The sequence below is a fragment of the Pseudomonas sp. WS 5011 genome (assembly GCF_012985775.1).
Lineage (GTDB): Bacteria > Pseudomonadota > Gammaproteobacteria > Pseudomonadales > Pseudomonadaceae > Aquipseudomonas > Aquipseudomonas peli.
The window spans coordinates 1-16,634 of record NZ_JAAQXA010000033.1 but is presented as its reverse complement, the minus strand read 5'-3'; the positions used below and the strand labels follow the sequence as shown (position 1 = coordinate 16,634).

Sequence of the window (16,634 nt, the reverse complement as noted above, 5' to 3'; positions counted from 1 at the left end):
ATCATTTCCATACTGATCACCCTGTGTTCTCCTGCTCAAAAATTGAGCAGAAGCAGTTGAACACCTGGGTCAGTTTTCAGTCGGCAGAACAGCCTCTACTGGGTCAGTTTTCGGTCAGCGGCAACACCCTACGCCCTGAATGCCGGGATAGTTGGTATCCAGGTCAAGACGCTGCACGTAGTGGCGCCAGTCTTCACGGCTGACCGACTCACTCGTCTCAAACAAGCCAGCCCCACCCAGCAAAATTTGCCGATGATTACTCATGCGCTTTTCAACAGCTTCTACCACCTCGCCAGTGAGCTGCTGAAAGTGCAGTTCAGCTGCTGCTTGCTGGCTGGCGCGCAAGCCATACCAGGCCCCCGCCGTTGCGAGCAAACCGCAGAGCAGCACCACAAGCGGCATCATGCGCGGGCTCTGGGATAGGAGCTTTTCAAGTGGACTCATAATTCGTCTTCCTGATGGTGCAGTGGCAGTTCAATCCAGAACGTGCTGCCCCGTTGCGGCCCACTGACAAAGCCAATAGTGCCACCCATGCGCTCTATCAGCTCTTTACTGATGGCCAAGCCAAGACCGGTACCGCCTTTTTGACGGCTGTCGCTCGCGTCGGCCTGGGAAAATTTCTTGAAAATGCGCGCGGTGAAATCCGCGGGTATTCCAAGCCCCTGGTCACTCACCAGAATGCGTACAGACTGCCCCGCAAGCTCGCTGTAAAGGCGAACCTCCCCTTGTGCTGGAGAAAATTTCAGCGCATTGGACAGCAGATTGCTCAGCACCTGTTGCAGACGCTGAGCGTCAGCCAGCACCTGCAGGTCTGGGCAATTGGAATGCAGTAGGCGAACGCCAAGATGCTGAGCGAAGCCCTGATGGCTGGCGTCGCACTCTGCCAACAACTCATCCAGCTTGATCGGTTGCAGATCAAAGCTCATTTTCCCAGCAATCAGCTTGTCCATATCCAACAGATCATCAATCAACTGACGTAAGCGGCGACTGTTGCCCTCCGCAATCGCCAGCATGTCTTTGATGGCATCAGGCACCGCGCCGAGGGCACCGCCGTTGATAAGACCAAGTGAACCGGTAATAGAGGTCAGTGGTGTACGCAGCTCGTGACTGACAGTGGATACAAACTCATCTTTGAGCCGCTCCAGAAGCTTGCGCTCGGTGATGTCGCTGATAAAGCCATGCCACATGACGCTGCCATCGGCGCCGCGCTGTGGTGCGGCACGCCCTTCAACCCAGATAAGCCCTTTAGTGGGGTGTAGCACCCGGTACTCCTGATGCCATAGCTCAAGATTGGCGGCAGAGGTGGCAATGCTGTCACTTACCCCCTGCAAATCATCGGGGTCAATCAAGGCGTATACGGCAGTAGCATCCTTCGCAACTGCCTCTGGCGTAAGCCCATAAATACTTTCAATGCCTTGGCTGGCATAGGGGAAACAGCTGCGACCGTCTTCGAACAGTTGGAACTGATAGACCACGCCCGGCAATTGAGCACTAAGCCGTTGTAAGCGCTGCAGCGCTTCTTCGCGATAACTCAGATCATGAACAATGCACAGATAGCCTAGATCGAACTTGTCCTCCAGACTGACGGGGGAAAGGTTCAACAACACCGGCACCGTATGGCCGGAGGCATGTCGCATCTGCACTTCATGCAGCTGGCCCTGGCTGCTGCCTTGAGCAGGTATTGAACTCAGTGCATCACGGGTCAACTGGCGACCATTACGCGGCAGGAGCAACTCAAGTTCTCGCCCGAGCAGGCCATCTGCGTTATAGCCCAGCAAGGTTGCAACACCAGGACTGGCTTGTTGAATCAAGCCAGCAGGATCGACCACCAGCACCGCCGTACCCGCACTGCCCAGAATGGCTTTGTGTACGGCAGCTTGCTCGCGCTGATGACGTGACTGCAGCCGCAACTCGAAGAGTTGCACCGTTTGTTGCGCAAGCAGCTTCAAGCTCTGTCGCTGCTGCTCATTGAGCTGACGCGGCTGCCGGTCAATCACACACAAAGTGCCAAGATTATGCCCATGCCCATCGCTGAGCGGCATACCGGCATAGAAGCGAATATCAGGGTCGCTGGTGACCAGTGGGTTATCGCAAAAGCGTGGATCGAGTAGCGCATTTTCGATTTCAAAAAGCTCGTCACGATTGATCGCATGGGCACAAAAAGCCAGCTCCCGTGGTGTCTCACTTACCCCCAACCCGACACGGCTCTTGAACCACTGGCGCTCGGCATCAATCAGTGAAATCAGCGCAATCGGGGTATTACAGATCTGCGCCGCCAATGTAGTGATGTTGTCGAACATGGCTTCGGCAGGTGTGTCCAGCAGCTCGAATGCAAGCAAAGCTGCAAGTCGACTGGGCTCATTAAGCGGGGCCTGAGGGTGCCCTGGATGCTTGCTCATAAATTGGCCCGCTGCGTCGAGGTTGTATGGAGGGGGAGTTCAAACCAGAAGGTACTGCCCTGACCTTTGACGGAGTCAAAACCGATACGTCCGTGCATGCGTTCTAGCAACTCCTTGCTAATCGCCAAGCCAAGACCTGTGCCACCTTTCTGTCGGCGGTCACTGGCATCTGCCTGGGAAAATTTGCTGAAAATTCGGGCCTTAAAATCATCATCAATACCCGCCCCTTGATCCTGGACACTGACCCTGACCTGATCGGCATGCTCCTCGACCAACAGCCTTACCTGAGTACCCGGCGGAGAGAACTTGGCTGCATTGGATAGCAGATTAGCCAGCACCTGGGCCAGGCGCTGCTCATCCACCACAACGCGCAAACTGCAGGGAGGCCCCACCAGATGCAGCAAGACCTGATATTGATCTGCATAGGGCTGATTATGCGCCACGGCCTCTTCGAGCAACGGCCATAGCCACTGATCGCGCAGCTCAACGCGAATTTTGCCGGCCATGAGCTTTTCCATGTCCAGTAAATCATCAATCAACGCCTGCAAACGCAGGCTGTTGGCATGGGCGATTTGCAGAAATTGCTGCATAGCGTGAGGCACCTCACCCAGCACCCCACCGTTAATCAAACCCAGTGCACCGGCGATGGCAGTCAGTGGCGTGCGTAATTCATGGCTGACACTGGCCGTAAACTCGCTCTGCAGGCGTTGTAAACGCAACCGCTCACGCATGTCCTGCACATGCAGAATGCACACCTCATCAGCACCACCCAAAGAGCCAAGAATCGCAGCACTGCACTCAACTGGAATCTGCAGATACTGCGCATCAACCAAGGTCAAAAACCAGCTGTTGTTATGACCTGGGCGAATAGCCGAGACATGTACAGAGAGCGACTCATGCTCAGTAGGCAGGCAATATGAGTGGAGTGGGCGATGCAGCAGTTGCTCTGCGGGCAATTGCAATAACCGACTAAACGCCTGGTTCACGGCAAGCAGCACACCTTCAGCCGACATCAGCACCATACCTTGCGGAGCTAATTCAAACGCCTGAAGAAAATCTCGTTGGCTTTGATTGAGCGCCAACAACAGGTTGGCTCGGCGTTGCTGCGTGTGCAGGGCAAAACCAATTAACCCGGCCACGGTAAAAGCTAATCCCCAACCGAGTATTCGCAACCCGATAAAGGTTTTCCTCGCAGGGTTCAGGGACGCAGCCTGAAGTTGCCACTGGGCGCCAGCCAAGGAAACAGGTAGCCCCACAGCGTCTTGATTGGCAGCCTTAGCCGCCTGATCTGCTGGCGTAAACGTCACAGCTATACCGCGCTTGCGGGCTATAGACTCGACTTCAGCGGCCAGTTGTTCGAAATCGATAACGGTACTGATCAGCCCCCAGTAGCTTTGGTCATTTAGAAAAACCGGTACTCGGTAGATCAACCCTTGCCCCCCCTGAAGCAGAGGCAGCGGCCCTACCAGATGTGGCTTACGGCTGGCGATGACACGTTGAATGGCCGGCCATTGCGCAGCCAGATCCGGGTAATAAAGCCCCAGTGCAGACTCATTACCTGCCAGCGGGTAGAGAAAATCAATGCGGTTACTTGGTGCCAAGCCTATGTTGCGAATATGCCGCCCCTGCTCAAAGAGACCGCGCAGCCAGGGCTGTAATTCAGCTTCATCGATGCGCCCCTGCTTGGCGGGAATGTAGCTGGCAAGACCGGTAGCCAGATGCAGGGTGGCGTTTAGTTCAGCCAGTAGTACTGCCCGGACTTCATAGGCATGGGCCAGCAGGCGTTGCTGCTCAAGTTCGTGCTGACGCAGGCTGTACTGCCGTAACAGCAGTTCCACACCCAGGCCAAGAATCAGCAGAATGGCCAGGCTGCTCAACATACCCGTGATCAACCTGCGCGGGCTGTGATCACTCATAGGGAAGGCTCCACGGGCAGTTCAATCCAGAACGTGCTGCCCTGACCTTCTACCGAGTCGAAACCGATCTGCCCACCCATTTGTTCAATCAGTTGCTTGCTGATGGCCAGCCCCAACCCGGTACCACCCTTCTGCCTCGTATCGGTTGCATCCGCCTGAGAAAACTTGCTGAAGATTCGCTGACGAAACGCTTGAGGTATACCAGGGCCCTGGTCGCTTACGCTGACCTGTACATAACCATTCTTGCTTGCAACAGCGACCTCAACGGCGCTGCCCTCTGGAGAAAACTTGGCCGCATTGGACAACAGATTGGCCAACACCTGCCCCAACCGCTGACGGTCTACCCGAACCTGTAGATCACCTGCTGGCTGAAGTAACTGCAACTGGACACGATACTGCTCAGCATAGGGCTGGTTCTGTTCAATAGCCGCTTCGAGTAGCTTTTGCAGAGGCTGTAGGCGTATATCGAAGGTCATTTTGCCGGCTATGAGCTTGTCCATATCCAGCAGGTCATTGATCAATTCGCCAAGACGCTGGCTATTACCCTGAGCGATACGCAGCATGTCCTGCATCACAACAGGCACCTCACCCAAAGCGCCACCGTTTATCAGGCCCAGGGCACCTGCGATGGCGGTCAGTGGCGTGCGCAGCTCATGGCTGACTGTAGAAACAAACTCATTTTTCATTTGCTCGATGCGCTTGCGCTCGCTGATGTCGCGGATTACGGCAATAAAACGAAGCCCGCCCTGATAGGTAATCTGCGACACCGCCAGCTCCATAACGAACTGTTCGCCACTCTGGCGCTGGGCCGGTAGCTCTTTGGGTCTACCCAGAATGCCCGCGACACCACTCTGCAGATAGGTCGCTAGGTCGTCATACTTGGTTCGGTAATAAGCAGGCGTGAGTAAGTTGGCGCTCTGCCCTCTTACATCCTCCAGGCGATAACCGAAAATGCGCTCAGCGGCTGGGTTAAAGGTCTCTATTAACCCCTGCTCGTTAATCGTGATGATTGCATCAATAACGTTATCAAGCAGAGTGCCCAGGTATTCCTCACGCTCGCGAAGTGCTTTTTCGGCCTCGACCCGCTCACTGAAGTTCTGAATTTGCGATACGAAATGCAAAGGCTGACCTAGGGCGTCGCGCACCAGTGACACGCTCAGCAAAATCCAAATTACCCGACCTTGTCTATCCAGGTAGCGTTTTTCCAGTTGGTAGTCGTTGATCTCGCCATTGAGCAGCCGCTGCAAAAGCTGCAGGTCAGTCTCAAGGTCATCGGGATGGGTGATGTGCTGGTAGTCCAGCTGAAGAAGCTCACTGCGGCTGTAACCCAGCATTGCGCAGAGTGCATCGTTGACCTCAAGCCAACGGCCATCCAAGCCCACCATGGCCATACCCTGAGGCGCGGTATTGAATGCCCCGCTGAAACGCTGCTGGCTAACGCGCAAAGCATCCTCTGCCTGCTTGCGGTCACTGATATCCCAGACGAATCCGGACACCCAGAGCAACGCCCCCCCTTGGTCGTACTCACCGCGCCCTTTCTCTCGCACCCATACGCTGTGGCCATCCGCGTGCTGCAACCTATAGGTCAATTCGAACGTCTCTTTTCGTTCGATAGCGCCGACGGCCTGATAGGTAATATGCAGGTCATCCGGGTGGATCACACTCGCATACGTTCTAACTCGATTATCGATAAAGTCGCTGGCCGGAAAGCCGGACAGTTCAGCAACCTCGTCACTCATAAAGCGCATGGTCCACTCGGAATCATTCTCACACCGGTAAACCATGCCAGGCAGGTTGGCAACCAAGCCACGAAAGCGGCTTTCACTTTTCTGCAGCGAACGTGTTGCGGCTTGTAGCTCACTGATATCACTGGCAATACCCAAAAATCCGGTGATTTGACCGTGCTGATCGAACATGGCACTGACGGTCAGGTTAACTTGGCGCTGACTGTCATCCTTGCACTGGTAAGTCCACTGCCGGGTTTCGGGTTCGCCGCTGCGGGCCTGGTGGACAAACACCTCAAACCCGCTGATCGCCATCCCAAGTTGCTCGCTTAACTGCAGGCCACGCTGCTCAACCTCACCAGCAAGGTGAAACAGTGCTGGCGTATGCAAACCAACAACCTCGTCAGCGCTGTAGCCGAGCAGACGTTCGGCACCACGATTGAACAGGGTAATCCGGCCAGCCGGATTAGTAGCGATCACGCTGACCCCTGTGGCTGAATCGAGTACCGCTTGCAGGAAGGCGCGCGCCTGATAAACCGCCTCTTGCTGTTGACGCACTTCCGTGATGTCAGCATGCGTGCCATACATCATCAGCGGTTGGCCATCGGCACTCCAACTGACGACGCAACCGCGATCATGCACCCAGACCCAATGTCCGTCCCTATGGCGCATTCGGCACTGGCAGTCGTAATAGGGTGTTTCACCGCGAAAATGAGCTTGAAGCAGCTCACCTGACTGCTCCAGATCATCTGGGTGGGCATGGCTCAACCAGGTGTTAATGTCGATGGGGACGAGCTCATCCAAGCGATAGCCGATGATCTCCGCCCAGCGTTCGTTGAATACGGTCGCACCGGATTGCACGTTCCATTCCCAGGTGCCGATATTGGTACCTGCAATGATGCTCTGCAAACGCTCGCCTTGGCTCTTTAGGGTGAACTCAGCCATAGCTTGCTCGGTAACATCTTGTACGGTACCGACCAGGCGCACCAAACGCCCCTCAGCGTCGGGTTGCAGCCGCGCTAATTCCTGCACCCAACGCACCTCGCCATTTGGGCGAATAATGCGGTGGCGAACATTATGCTCACCTCCCGCATTTACCCGAGCCTCTGATGCTTCGACGATGGCTACATCCTCAGGATGCACACAGCGTTTAAAGCCCTCAACGCTAGGGGTGAAATGCTCAATGTCATAACCGAAAATCTCATAGATAGGCGCTGACCAATACAGACTGCCATCATCAAGATTGGCCTCCCAATGCCCGAGGCGAGCGATACGCTGCGACTCATCCAAGCGTTGCAGCAAGACCTGACGGGCATGCTCCTGCTGTTGACGCTCCAGCACGGCACCAACCCAGCGAGCAAAAAGGCGGAGAAACTCCAACTCCGCGTCGTCGAATGGCACTTTACGAGGCTCAGTTGAGCAAAACGCCAGCGTACCGAAGACACGATCACTGACTACAACTGCAATTCCGATATAGGTTTCCAAACTAAACGCGGGGTAACAGGGATGGTGCGCATACTCGCTGTTGCCCATATGGTCGATAGCCAATACATCACGGCCAGCTAGGGTGAGGCTGCAGTATGTTTCGCCCAGACTGAAGTGCTGGCCATCTTGTAGCGTGCCCGGCGGAGAAAACTGCGCCAGGACATGATAGTCCTCGCCTTCAATCTGACTGATGAGTCCCAGCGGGGTACCATAAAAATCAGCGCCCAGCTGCAAAGCAGCGCGCAGTTGCTGCTGATTATCCAAATGAGCCAGTGCAGCAATTTGGTTAAGTGCGCTTAACGCATATTGTTGCCGCTGCAGACTTTGCTGGGTTTGCTGACGCTGAATATCGCGACGCAACGCCTCAATCAGCTGACCCAGCGTTGCCAGAAGAGGCTTGAGCTGTTCAGCGAATTCATCAACATAACCACCTGGACGGTTTGCAATACCCAGCATCCCAACCATCTGACCGTTAGCGAACAACGGAAACCCCGCGAAAGCCTCCAAAGGCGGATGACCAGGCGGCAACCCACCACGCCGGGGATCTTCGCTGGGGGTATTTGTGATCAGTGCCATGGCATCACGAATTACACGACCGAATAACGTGTCGAGGTTATGAAACTCCATTCCCTGATCTGCACGCTCAGAATAAAAATCAGCGCTGGCCTGATCCCAGGCGATATTGCTGATGGCATAAGTGCGCAGGTACGGCAGGCCTTGCAGATCTTGGAGTACCTCACCGATAAATCCGAACTGACTTTCAGTGACGGCCAAGACGCGATTAAGCAATGTATTAAAACTGTCGCGCTGATTATCCGTCTGGATATATTCAGCCTGAGCCCAGGTAATCAACCCTAACAACTCACGGGCTTGCTCACTTTCTCGGTGACGTTCCTCTAGGTCAGCCTGATGAATGAGCGACTGTTGCCGGGTGTTATAGCGAGCGGCACAGAACATCAACAGCAAAAGGCCAAGAGCTGCCAACCATGCAACTGACCATCTAATGAACAGCTGCCTTTTATCACTGAGGTGCTGCTCGTAGGACTGGGCTACGCGCAAGCTCGCGGGCTCGTTCTCAGAGTGCTGCACCGATAACTCAGACTCAAGGCTGTTGGGCTGATCACTCTGAATGATCAGGCGCTGCTCGGCCTGCTTGGAATGCTGCCAGAGGGCATCCCATTCACTTATGGTCTGCCAATACAAGCCCACAAACAACAGTGTCAGGCAAAGGCTGCCGCCTAGCACAATAAAAAAAGTAAGCGACTTGGGTTTGCTCATTATGTGCCACGCACCTATCAATTCAGGCCAACAAGCCGACGTAAACGAGCTAGTTTGGATGGATCTGCCTGACCGATAAGCTCGGTAGCGGCAAGATGCATGAGTATGGCTTCACGCCGCGTATTGATCGCCGGTAGCGCATAGCAAGCGCCAATAAGGTCCCGCAAAGAGATAGGTAATCGCCAGTGTGCCTTCAGGCGCCCCGCCAACTCGCTGCTGCTATTGGCCAGAGCGTGGCTTAAGTCTTCCAGAGATAAGCTGTGCCCTTTATCACGCCAGAGTTGGGCCTGCCCCAACACACAAAGCTCACCCATACGATGCAACAGCGCCGCACTGTGCAGCGACGCAGGATCAATACGACAGGCCGCAGCCAAATCCGCTACGCGCTTGCACAAAGACTGGGTCTGTCCGAACTGCTCCTGGGCAATCAAAACCAGCTCGGGGTCCTGTAGCTCAGCCTCAGGCCGAAGGGTTAGCCCAAGCGCAATATTCAAGCTGGTGGCGACACCGAGTGTCTGCAAAGCCTCGTGCACACTCATACAGGCTGAGCCGCCATTGCTGTACTGAGCACCATTGGCGGCAGCCAAAAGACGCGCGGTGATGGCAGGCTCCTCACGCGCAATTTCGTACAGTCCGCGCAACTCTGCCGGCTGCTTGCCAAGCGCGACGAGCCTGGCAAAGCTGCCCGCTTGCAACGGCATATCAAGTTTTTCGCTTGTTTGCTCAGCCAGAAAATCCGTAAAACGCTCAACCGCAGGTGCGACAGCGGGGCTCAACGAACTGGTGGCAGGTAATAAACGATCCAAGCAAGCCAGAACCTTGGGTACCTGAAAGGGCTTGCTGATAAACGCGCTCACCCGTAGCGACCGCACCTCCAGCACACTGTCACGATCTGCACGCCCGGTAATCATGACAAGAGGCACCTGAGTATCCTGCCTGCGGATTCGCTCAAGCAAACGAGTGCCAGGCCCGTCAGGGAGGTTCCAGTCGCAAATCACCAGATCCGCAGGGTTGCTCTGCCACTCATCCAAAGCAGCGTTTACGCTTGTTTTGCAGCTAATTTGCGCCTGCGGGCGGAGGCTGTGGACGATTTGCCGCAAGAGGTCGGCAATCCAGACATCGTCTTCGAGAATCATCACGTGCATCTGTCACTCCTACAGCCTTCATCCAATAAGGCTAGCGCAGCATTTTTTGTTATGTCTGTAGCTATGTATAGCCCCCGGCACCTGCTTAGGTTAATAATAAATTTACTTAAACGCTCGCTCTAAAATTAAAACCCGGAGCAATCAGAGAAAACTTATGACAAAAAACATGAGCACACTTAGTCAAAACCAAAAAACTCATCAACGATTTTTATACGCCCAAACCTGCCTAAACACTACCATCACACTGACACATCAAACATATTCTTTAAAATCTTGTCGCTAAAAACAATTAGCTCACGCAATAAATCAACAAGGCTTTCATCAGCCAACATATATAACTGCGATTCTTCATCATCATGAATCAGGCGATGTTCAAGCTCCCCGGCGAACGTTGAAAGAAGCTGTGCCCCCATGGTGCCACACGTACCTCTCATCGCATGAAGCACAGCTGCTGCACCAACAGGGTCTCGATGCTTGGAAAAATCACTTAGCCGCTCAAGTTGATTTAATTGCGAAGCTGCAAAGCTATTCAATACATTTTTTATCAAGCCTAGATTGCCACCAAATCGAAATTTGATAAATTCAAACGACTCGACAACAGAACCACTATCTACCTCTCGCAATGATACAAGTGACATCACCCCGCCACTGATTAGATGCGCCTGCAACCTAGCCACAGACTTAACCAACTCAGCAGGAACAGCCAAACAATCTTCACCTAGCGCACTTGGCGAGTTATTTGACATTCTATAGCCACTGCATTCCAATACGACTCATAAAAAACCCGAAAGAAAAACCAAGAGACTATTTAAAACCAAACTTACCAGAATGAAGCAAGGCAACAAACTCCTCAAAAGCAATAGGCTTTGAATATAAATACCCCTGCATAATCCGGCAACCTAATGACTGCAAGACAGATACCTGCTCCAGCGTTTCAACACCCTCCGCCACCAGCTCCAACTCAAACGCTTGAGAAATCCTCACAATCGCATCAACGATTACCGCATCACTCTTATCGATCAACATGTCACGCACGAAACCTTGATCGATTTTTAAAACATCCAACGGGAAACTCTTAAGGTAAGTGAGACTTGAATAACCCGTACCAAAGTCATCAAGCGCAATACGAACCCCTAAAGCTCTCAATGATGACAGCAACTGCTGGGTTCGCTGTATGTTCTTAGCAAGTACGCCTTCGGTAATTTCCAACTCAAGAAAGCACGATTTAAGGCCTGACACCTGCAGAGATTCCTGCACCATCTGCAAGAATGACTCCTCCCGAAACTGCACAGCCGATATATTGACGCTAACAATAATATTGGCGCCTTGATCTATAAGCGATTTAGCATCAAAACACGCCTGCTGCAGCACATACTTTCCTAACGGAATGATCAAGCCGGTTTCTTCAGCCAATGGGATAAAATCTGCCGGCGAAATTAACTCACCATCTTCACCACGCCAGCGCAACAAAGCTTCCATACCAACAATCTTGTTTTCATCAGCAATTACTTTGGCTTGATAAAAAACCTCAAAAACCCGAGCATCCAATGCACTGCGCATGTGCTGTTCAAGTAGATGGCGCCCACGTGTAGACTGCTCAATATCTGCAGAAAAAAAACGGTAGCGATTACGCCCATCGACTTTTGCTTGGTACATTGCGGCATCAGCATGGCGATATAATGATTCAGCATCATGAGCATCATCCGGATATAGGCTTATTCCGATGCTGACACTCAAGTCATAGCGACTCCCTTGAATTGAGAATGGAGAGTTAATAGCAACTAAAAGCCGCTCAGCAAAATCACCGACTGCGTCAAAACTGGAAATCTCGGGCAAAAGAACAACAAACTCATCACCACCCTGCCTACTTACCGTATCCAAACTTCTTGACACCTCCTCTAAACGATCTGCAACATCCTTAAGCAAAGCATCGCCCACTGAATGGCCTAACGAGTCATTGAACAGTTTAAAATTGTCCAAATCCAGCAAAAGCATAGCCACGCGAGTATTGTTGCGACGCGCTTTCTGCAAAGCCTGCTCAGTTCGATCCTGAAGTAGCGCGCGATTTGGAAGCCCTGTTAAAGCGTCATGATTAGCGAGTCTTTTAGCTGCTTCGTGCAGAGCAAGGTGAACCTTTATGTGCGCCCGAGCCACTTGAGCATTAAGGGGTTTATGAATGAAACCAATGCCACCAGTCTCAAGCGCACGAAGTTCATTATCGACTTGAACGTGGGCCGTTACGAAAATTATGGCCGCATCACATAATTTGGGATCAGCTTTAAAAGCTTTACAGACAGTAAAGCCACTCATGCCATCAAGCTCAATGTCGAGCAGAACTAAATCAGGCTTGTGTTGATTCGCGAGGGCAAGCGCAGAAGGTCCATCACTAGCCAGATAGACATCTCCCAAATCGCGCACCATCTCACGCAAAACGAGAGCATCAATTTCCTGATCTTCGACAATAAGAATGGTAGGTCTAACGCCCATTCCCGATGTGCGGAGCTGCGGCCTTAAATCACTCAATTGCACTCCATGGCATTCTGCCCATCATTTACAGCGTTCCTCTCTAGAAACGGCTGGTGAGTCTCTCATTAAAAATTTCAGAAAACACCACATAACACAATCACTACGCCAGCATCGCTGCACGGTCTTGGTGCCTCGGAGGCCGAGAGGCCAGCTAAACAGTACGGCGATCAAAGCGTCACAGACAAGCTTGCACGTAACGCTTCACTCTCAACTCTAGTAGATGGGTCGGTAATAGCGACTCCATCACCCGCATCCAGCAACACCTCATGAATGGGAAAGCCCAGCCACAGCCGCGCAAAAGCCTCTTGTGTTTGGCCGTATCAGTCATTTTTGTAATGAGAAACGCTACAGAGGCTCTACAGCCACCCGCCTTATTCGACCTGAGATCATAGGATCAAAGTATCCGTCCGGCCAGTGGGCTCAACATGTCGCAAAAACGCCATTTCAGGTACACGTCTCTCTCACGTGTCGTTAGCCGCGACACGTTCACATAGGCGAGCACACCTTGGTGCCCCAACTGTAGGCCTGAACCACAGCCTTCCAAATCGTCAGGCCCCATCGTGGCCCCCCTAAGGTTGGGCGTCACATCTTAATGGCTGCCCCCCCCCCGGTGGATGTGGGCGGTCTACTGGGGTATTTGGATTTCCTCAAGATCGTCCTGCAACCGGACTCAGACCAAGCCAGCTGCGCACTGGACTTAACTGGACAGAAACTCACTTCAACCCCGAGTTGTTTTGTCGCAGCGCAACAAACGTCGTGCACCGCGTATCTGAGGAGGCTTATAGGGGGCGGCGGAGCCCCACTCAGAACATCAAAAGCAAAGATAGACGCCTTGCAATCATTAAATTGGACGGAAAGTTAATATGAAAATAGACGCCAACCTAGTACAAAGGTAGACGATCACCCACACCGCTCCTACACTGCGCCAATTGCATTCCGTATCAGGTAGACCCGTGACCACAAATCTCCACCCACGCTACCTGCAGCAGCAGGTACTGGATGCCCTCAGTGATACCCCTGTGGTGTGCATTCTTGGCCCGCGCCAGGTCGGTAAAACGACCCTGGCCCGCCAGTTGGAACCTGGACGCACCTACGTCTCCTTCGACGACAGCACCATGCTCACCGCAGCACGCTATGACCCTGTAGGGTTTGTGGCAGGCCTTCCAGAGCGGGTGATACTCGATGAAGTACAACGCGTACCCGAGTTGCTGCCCGCGATCAAACTCTCTGTCGACCATGACCGTCGCCCTGGCCGCTTCATCCTGACGGGTTCAGCCAATCTGCTGTTGCTGCCCAACGTACAGGAATCGCTAGCTGGGCGAATGGAGGTGATCTACCTCAACCCGCTTTCGGAGCAGGAAAAGCACCACAGCGACTTCTCTCTCCTGGAGGCTCTACTGACCAACCAGATCAAGCCTGCCATCACAGGCGTTCAGCCGCCTGTCACTGGCATAGCTGAAGCAGTCGTAGGCGGTGGCTACCCAGAGCCAAATACAAGAACGGAGAACCGCGCCCGCCAATGGTACCGCCAATACCTGAACGCCATTATTCAGAGGGACGTACAGGACATTGCCAACATCCGCGACGGCGATGAGCTGCTTCGTTTGCTCCAACTCATTGCACTGCGTACTGGCAACCTGATCAACATCAGCAACCTGATGCAAGACATCGGTTTGCAACGCGACACCATCAGTCGCTACCTGTCGGTGTTGGAGCGGTTATTTCTGGTGAGCACCCTACCCGCTTGGCATCGAAACGAAGCCAAGCGCCTGATCAAGGCCCCCAAGATTTACGTCATTGACTCAGGATTGGGTTGTTCGCTCACCGGACTGAAGACAGCCGATTGGAACAAGCCTGATAACGCCTTTGGTGGAATGCTGGAGAGCTTTGTCGTGCAGCAACTGATCTGCCAGGCAGGCTGGTGTGACACCGAGTTGCGCTTTTCTCATTACCGCGACAAAGACCAACTCGAAGTTGATCTGGTCATCGAGCAAGATGACCGTCTGTGGGGTGTGGAAGTGAAAAAGTCGGCATCCATTCAAGGGCGTGATGCTCGGGGTCTTGCACGCTTGGCCGAACAGGCTGGTCGCAGCTGGCAGGGCGGCATGCTCCTGTACACGGGCACCAGCACACTGCCTTTGGCGGATATTTCGAACGCCTTTGCCGTCCCCATGAGCCAGCTGTGGAAGAAAGACTAGCGCCGCGGACTACTCATATTCAAACGTCACCGAATCAACCCAGTTTCATTGAGATGTTCGATGACTGCTTCAGGCTGATACAAGCCTTACCTGGCCGATATCGGCCAAAAGCGGACCGATATGCTCTATTTTTGCTTGCCTCACTATTAGACTTTGAACTCTCAGGGGAAAATGGGCTTTCTCAGTTCCCGATCCCGTCATGCTGGACAGCAGCTTCCGTAATGGTGATAGCAGCGTAGGCTGCCACCTTGACCATGAAGGCGATTGTCGTGGTGGCGGGCGGTATTGTGCGCTATGAGTCAGCCTATACTTTTCGCATCATTTTTAGCGTAGTCAAAGACAACCTGGTTGCGGCCACGGCGTTTGGCTTCAAACAAAGCATCATCTGCCAGTTTGAGTAGTGCCTGGAAACCTGAGCTATTGTGTTTGTAGCTGCAAGTGGCACCAATACTGATGGTTAAGTTGACCTGATTACCCTCAATAACACGGGCTCGAATTTCAACTTTTTGACGCAAGCGTTCAGCAATTGCTCGTGCTTCTGCTTCAGTGGTGTCGGTCATCACAATAGCGAATTCTTCCCCACCCATACGACCAATAAAATCGGTTTTGCGCAACTCTATTTCCAGTGCGCGGGCGACCTGTTTTAGTGCTGCGTCACCAACGGCATGACCAAAGGTGTCATTGATGGATTTAAAATTATCCAAATCGAGCATCATAATTATCACCGACGAGCTGACGGTGTCTTTTGCCATATAGGCGGAGGCTTCACGTAAAAAATGGCGACGATTGGGTAACTGTGTCAGTTCATCTCTGTTTGCTTGCAACATAAGATTTTGTTCGCGATGAACAAATAACAGCAACGGCAACAGCATACTCGCAATGGTTGTCAGCAGTAGGTGACTGATGAGTGTTAGCTCTAAGTAGAGTTCTATGTGGCGCGTTAGCGGTAGCTGCCATTGATCTATATAGAGTGTAATTTCTGCAAACATGGCTAGCGCATGCAGCAGCAAAACGCCCTGCAGTAGCCTGGATATAATGCGCTGCATTGTATTTAAATTAAGCAGCGCAATACACCAAAGGCATGCCAGTGCTATCGCTGCTGCCGTTAGGATCGGCGCGCTGTATGACAGCTTATAAGTAAAAAACAGGAGCGTGGTGTAAATCGCAAAAATACTACCAAGCATTTTTTTCGGCAAGGCTGTTTCGGTACCACGAAAAAAACGCAGTAAACCGGTTGCAATCAGAATGGGTGGTAGGGCGAGTAAACTGTGGGCAAGCCAGACACTGATAACAGGGGTGACTTGATACAGGCGAGACACCGCAAGCAGGCTGGCAAAAATAAAAATAATGCATGACGCAGCCCAATGGTTAAACGCGGGCTGGGCTATATTTAACCTAGCTAACAACAACATATAACCTGCGACAATTCCGTTTATGGTAAGCACAAGTGGAGTGAGTATGGTTAAGTCTATATCAGGCATAATCTTCTGCTAAACAAAAATAATTAATTATGTACCAGCGAAGCCAAAATTGGCCGGCACTTCTAGGGAAGGTCTGAAGTAGCCGGATATTTCGCGCCAACTTCAGCCCTTGCCGATTTTGAAAGCGGACAATCGATCAAAAACCGGACAGATAGCCCACTCAATCCTCCTTTTTTGGCCGTCGCGAGCATCTCGCAACGGCCATTTCCCATATTACAGGCGCACCTCTCCTGCGGTGGCAATCAAATGTCGACGTGCCATCCACAGGTTCGACAGTGCGAACAGTGTCATCAGCTGCGCGGTGTTCTTGGCCAGGCCGCGGAAGCGTACCTTCACGTAACCGAACTGGCGCCTGATCTGCGGATTCCACGGTCATCTGGCCACCCATTCCATGAGCATCTGACCACCGATTCCACGCTGATCCGGCCACCCATTCCACGCGCATCCGGCCACTGATTCCACGGCCATCCGGCCACTCAACC

Annotated in this window: 9 protein-coding genes and 1 pseudogene; 1 reads left to right on the top strand and 9 read right to left on the bottom strand. The window is 52.8% G+C overall.

What is annotated here, in order from left to right; genetic code table 11:
* Nucleotides 1-114: 114 nt before the first annotated feature.
* The 7 genes from HBN63_RS20370 to HBN63_RS20340 form a co-directional block, all read right to left on the bottom strand.
* The gene (locus tag HBN63_RS20370) at nucleotides 115-444 is read right to left on the bottom strand and encodes a CHASE domain-containing protein (protein WP_170050682.1); all 330 of its coding nucleotides are present in this window, start codon (nucleotides 442-444) and stop codon (nucleotides 115-117) included.
* A complete protein-coding gene (locus HBN63_RS20365) occupies nucleotides 441-2,399 on the bottom strand; it encodes an ATP-binding protein (protein WP_170050681.1) in 1,959 nt (652 codons plus the stop codon). The genes HBN63_RS20370 and HBN63_RS20365 overlap by 4 nt, the downstream gene beginning before the upstream one ends.
* The gene (locus tag HBN63_RS20360; protein ID WP_170050680.1) at nucleotides 2,396-4,315 is read right to left on the bottom strand and encodes an ATP-binding protein; all 1,920 of its coding nucleotides are present in this window, start codon (nucleotides 4,313-4,315) and stop codon (nucleotides 2,396-2,398) included. Before HBN63_RS20360 ends, HBN63_RS20365 begins: the two co-directional genes overlap by 4 nt.
* Nucleotides 4,312-8,802, bottom strand: coding sequence for a PAS domain S-box protein (locus HBN63_RS20355; RefSeq protein WP_170050679.1), 4,491 nt, complete (start codon nucleotides 8,800-8,802; stop codon nucleotides 4,312-4,314). Before HBN63_RS20355 ends, HBN63_RS20360 begins: the two co-directional genes overlap by 4 nt.
* A 17-nt stretch (nucleotides 8,803-8,819) precedes the next feature.
* Nucleotides 8,820-9,947 carry a response regulator gene (locus HBN63_RS20350; protein ID WP_170050678.1) on the bottom strand — a complete coding sequence of 376 codons (1,128 nt, stop codon included), beginning with the start codon at nucleotides 9,945-9,947 and terminating at the stop codon, nucleotides 8,820-8,822.
* Between the two features lie 239 nt (nucleotides 9,948-10,186).
* Nucleotides 10,187-10,654, bottom strand: coding sequence for an Hpt domain-containing protein (locus HBN63_RS20345; RefSeq protein ID WP_170050677.1), 468 nt, complete (start codon nucleotides 10,652-10,654; stop codon nucleotides 10,187-10,189).
* Nucleotides 10,655-10,751: 97 nt separating this feature from the next.
* Nucleotides 10,752-12,470 (bottom strand): EAL domain-containing protein, encoded by a 1,719-nt coding sequence (locus tag HBN63_RS20340; protein WP_345940504.1) that lies wholly within the window; start codon nucleotides 12,468-12,470, stop codon nucleotides 10,752-10,754.
* A gap of 956 nt (nucleotides 12,471-13,426) precedes the next feature.
* Here HBN63_RS20340 and HBN63_RS20335 point away from each other — a divergent pair.
* Nucleotides 13,427-14,671, top strand: coding sequence for an ATP-binding protein (locus HBN63_RS20335; RefSeq protein WP_170050676.1), 1,245 nt, complete (start codon nucleotides 13,427-13,429; stop codon nucleotides 14,669-14,671).
* A 299-nt stretch (nucleotides 14,672-14,970) separates the two neighbouring features.
* Here the strand turns inward: HBN63_RS20335 and HBN63_RS20330 are convergent, their stop codons facing one another.
* Together HBN63_RS20330 and HBN63_RS20325 are read right to left on the bottom strand one after the other, a co-directional pair.
* Complete coding sequence (locus tag HBN63_RS20330) at nucleotides 14,971-16,152, bottom strand: GGDEF domain-containing protein (protein WP_080963969.1); 1,182 nt, start codon at nucleotides 16,150-16,152, stop codon at nucleotides 14,971-14,973.
* A 213-nt stretch (nucleotides 16,153-16,365) separates the two neighbouring features.
* Nucleotides 16,366-16,509, bottom strand: a pseudogene (locus tag HBN63_RS20325) (IS5/IS1182 family transposase); the annotation flags it as partial.
* Between the last annotated feature and the right edge of the window lie 125 nt (nucleotides 16,510-16,634).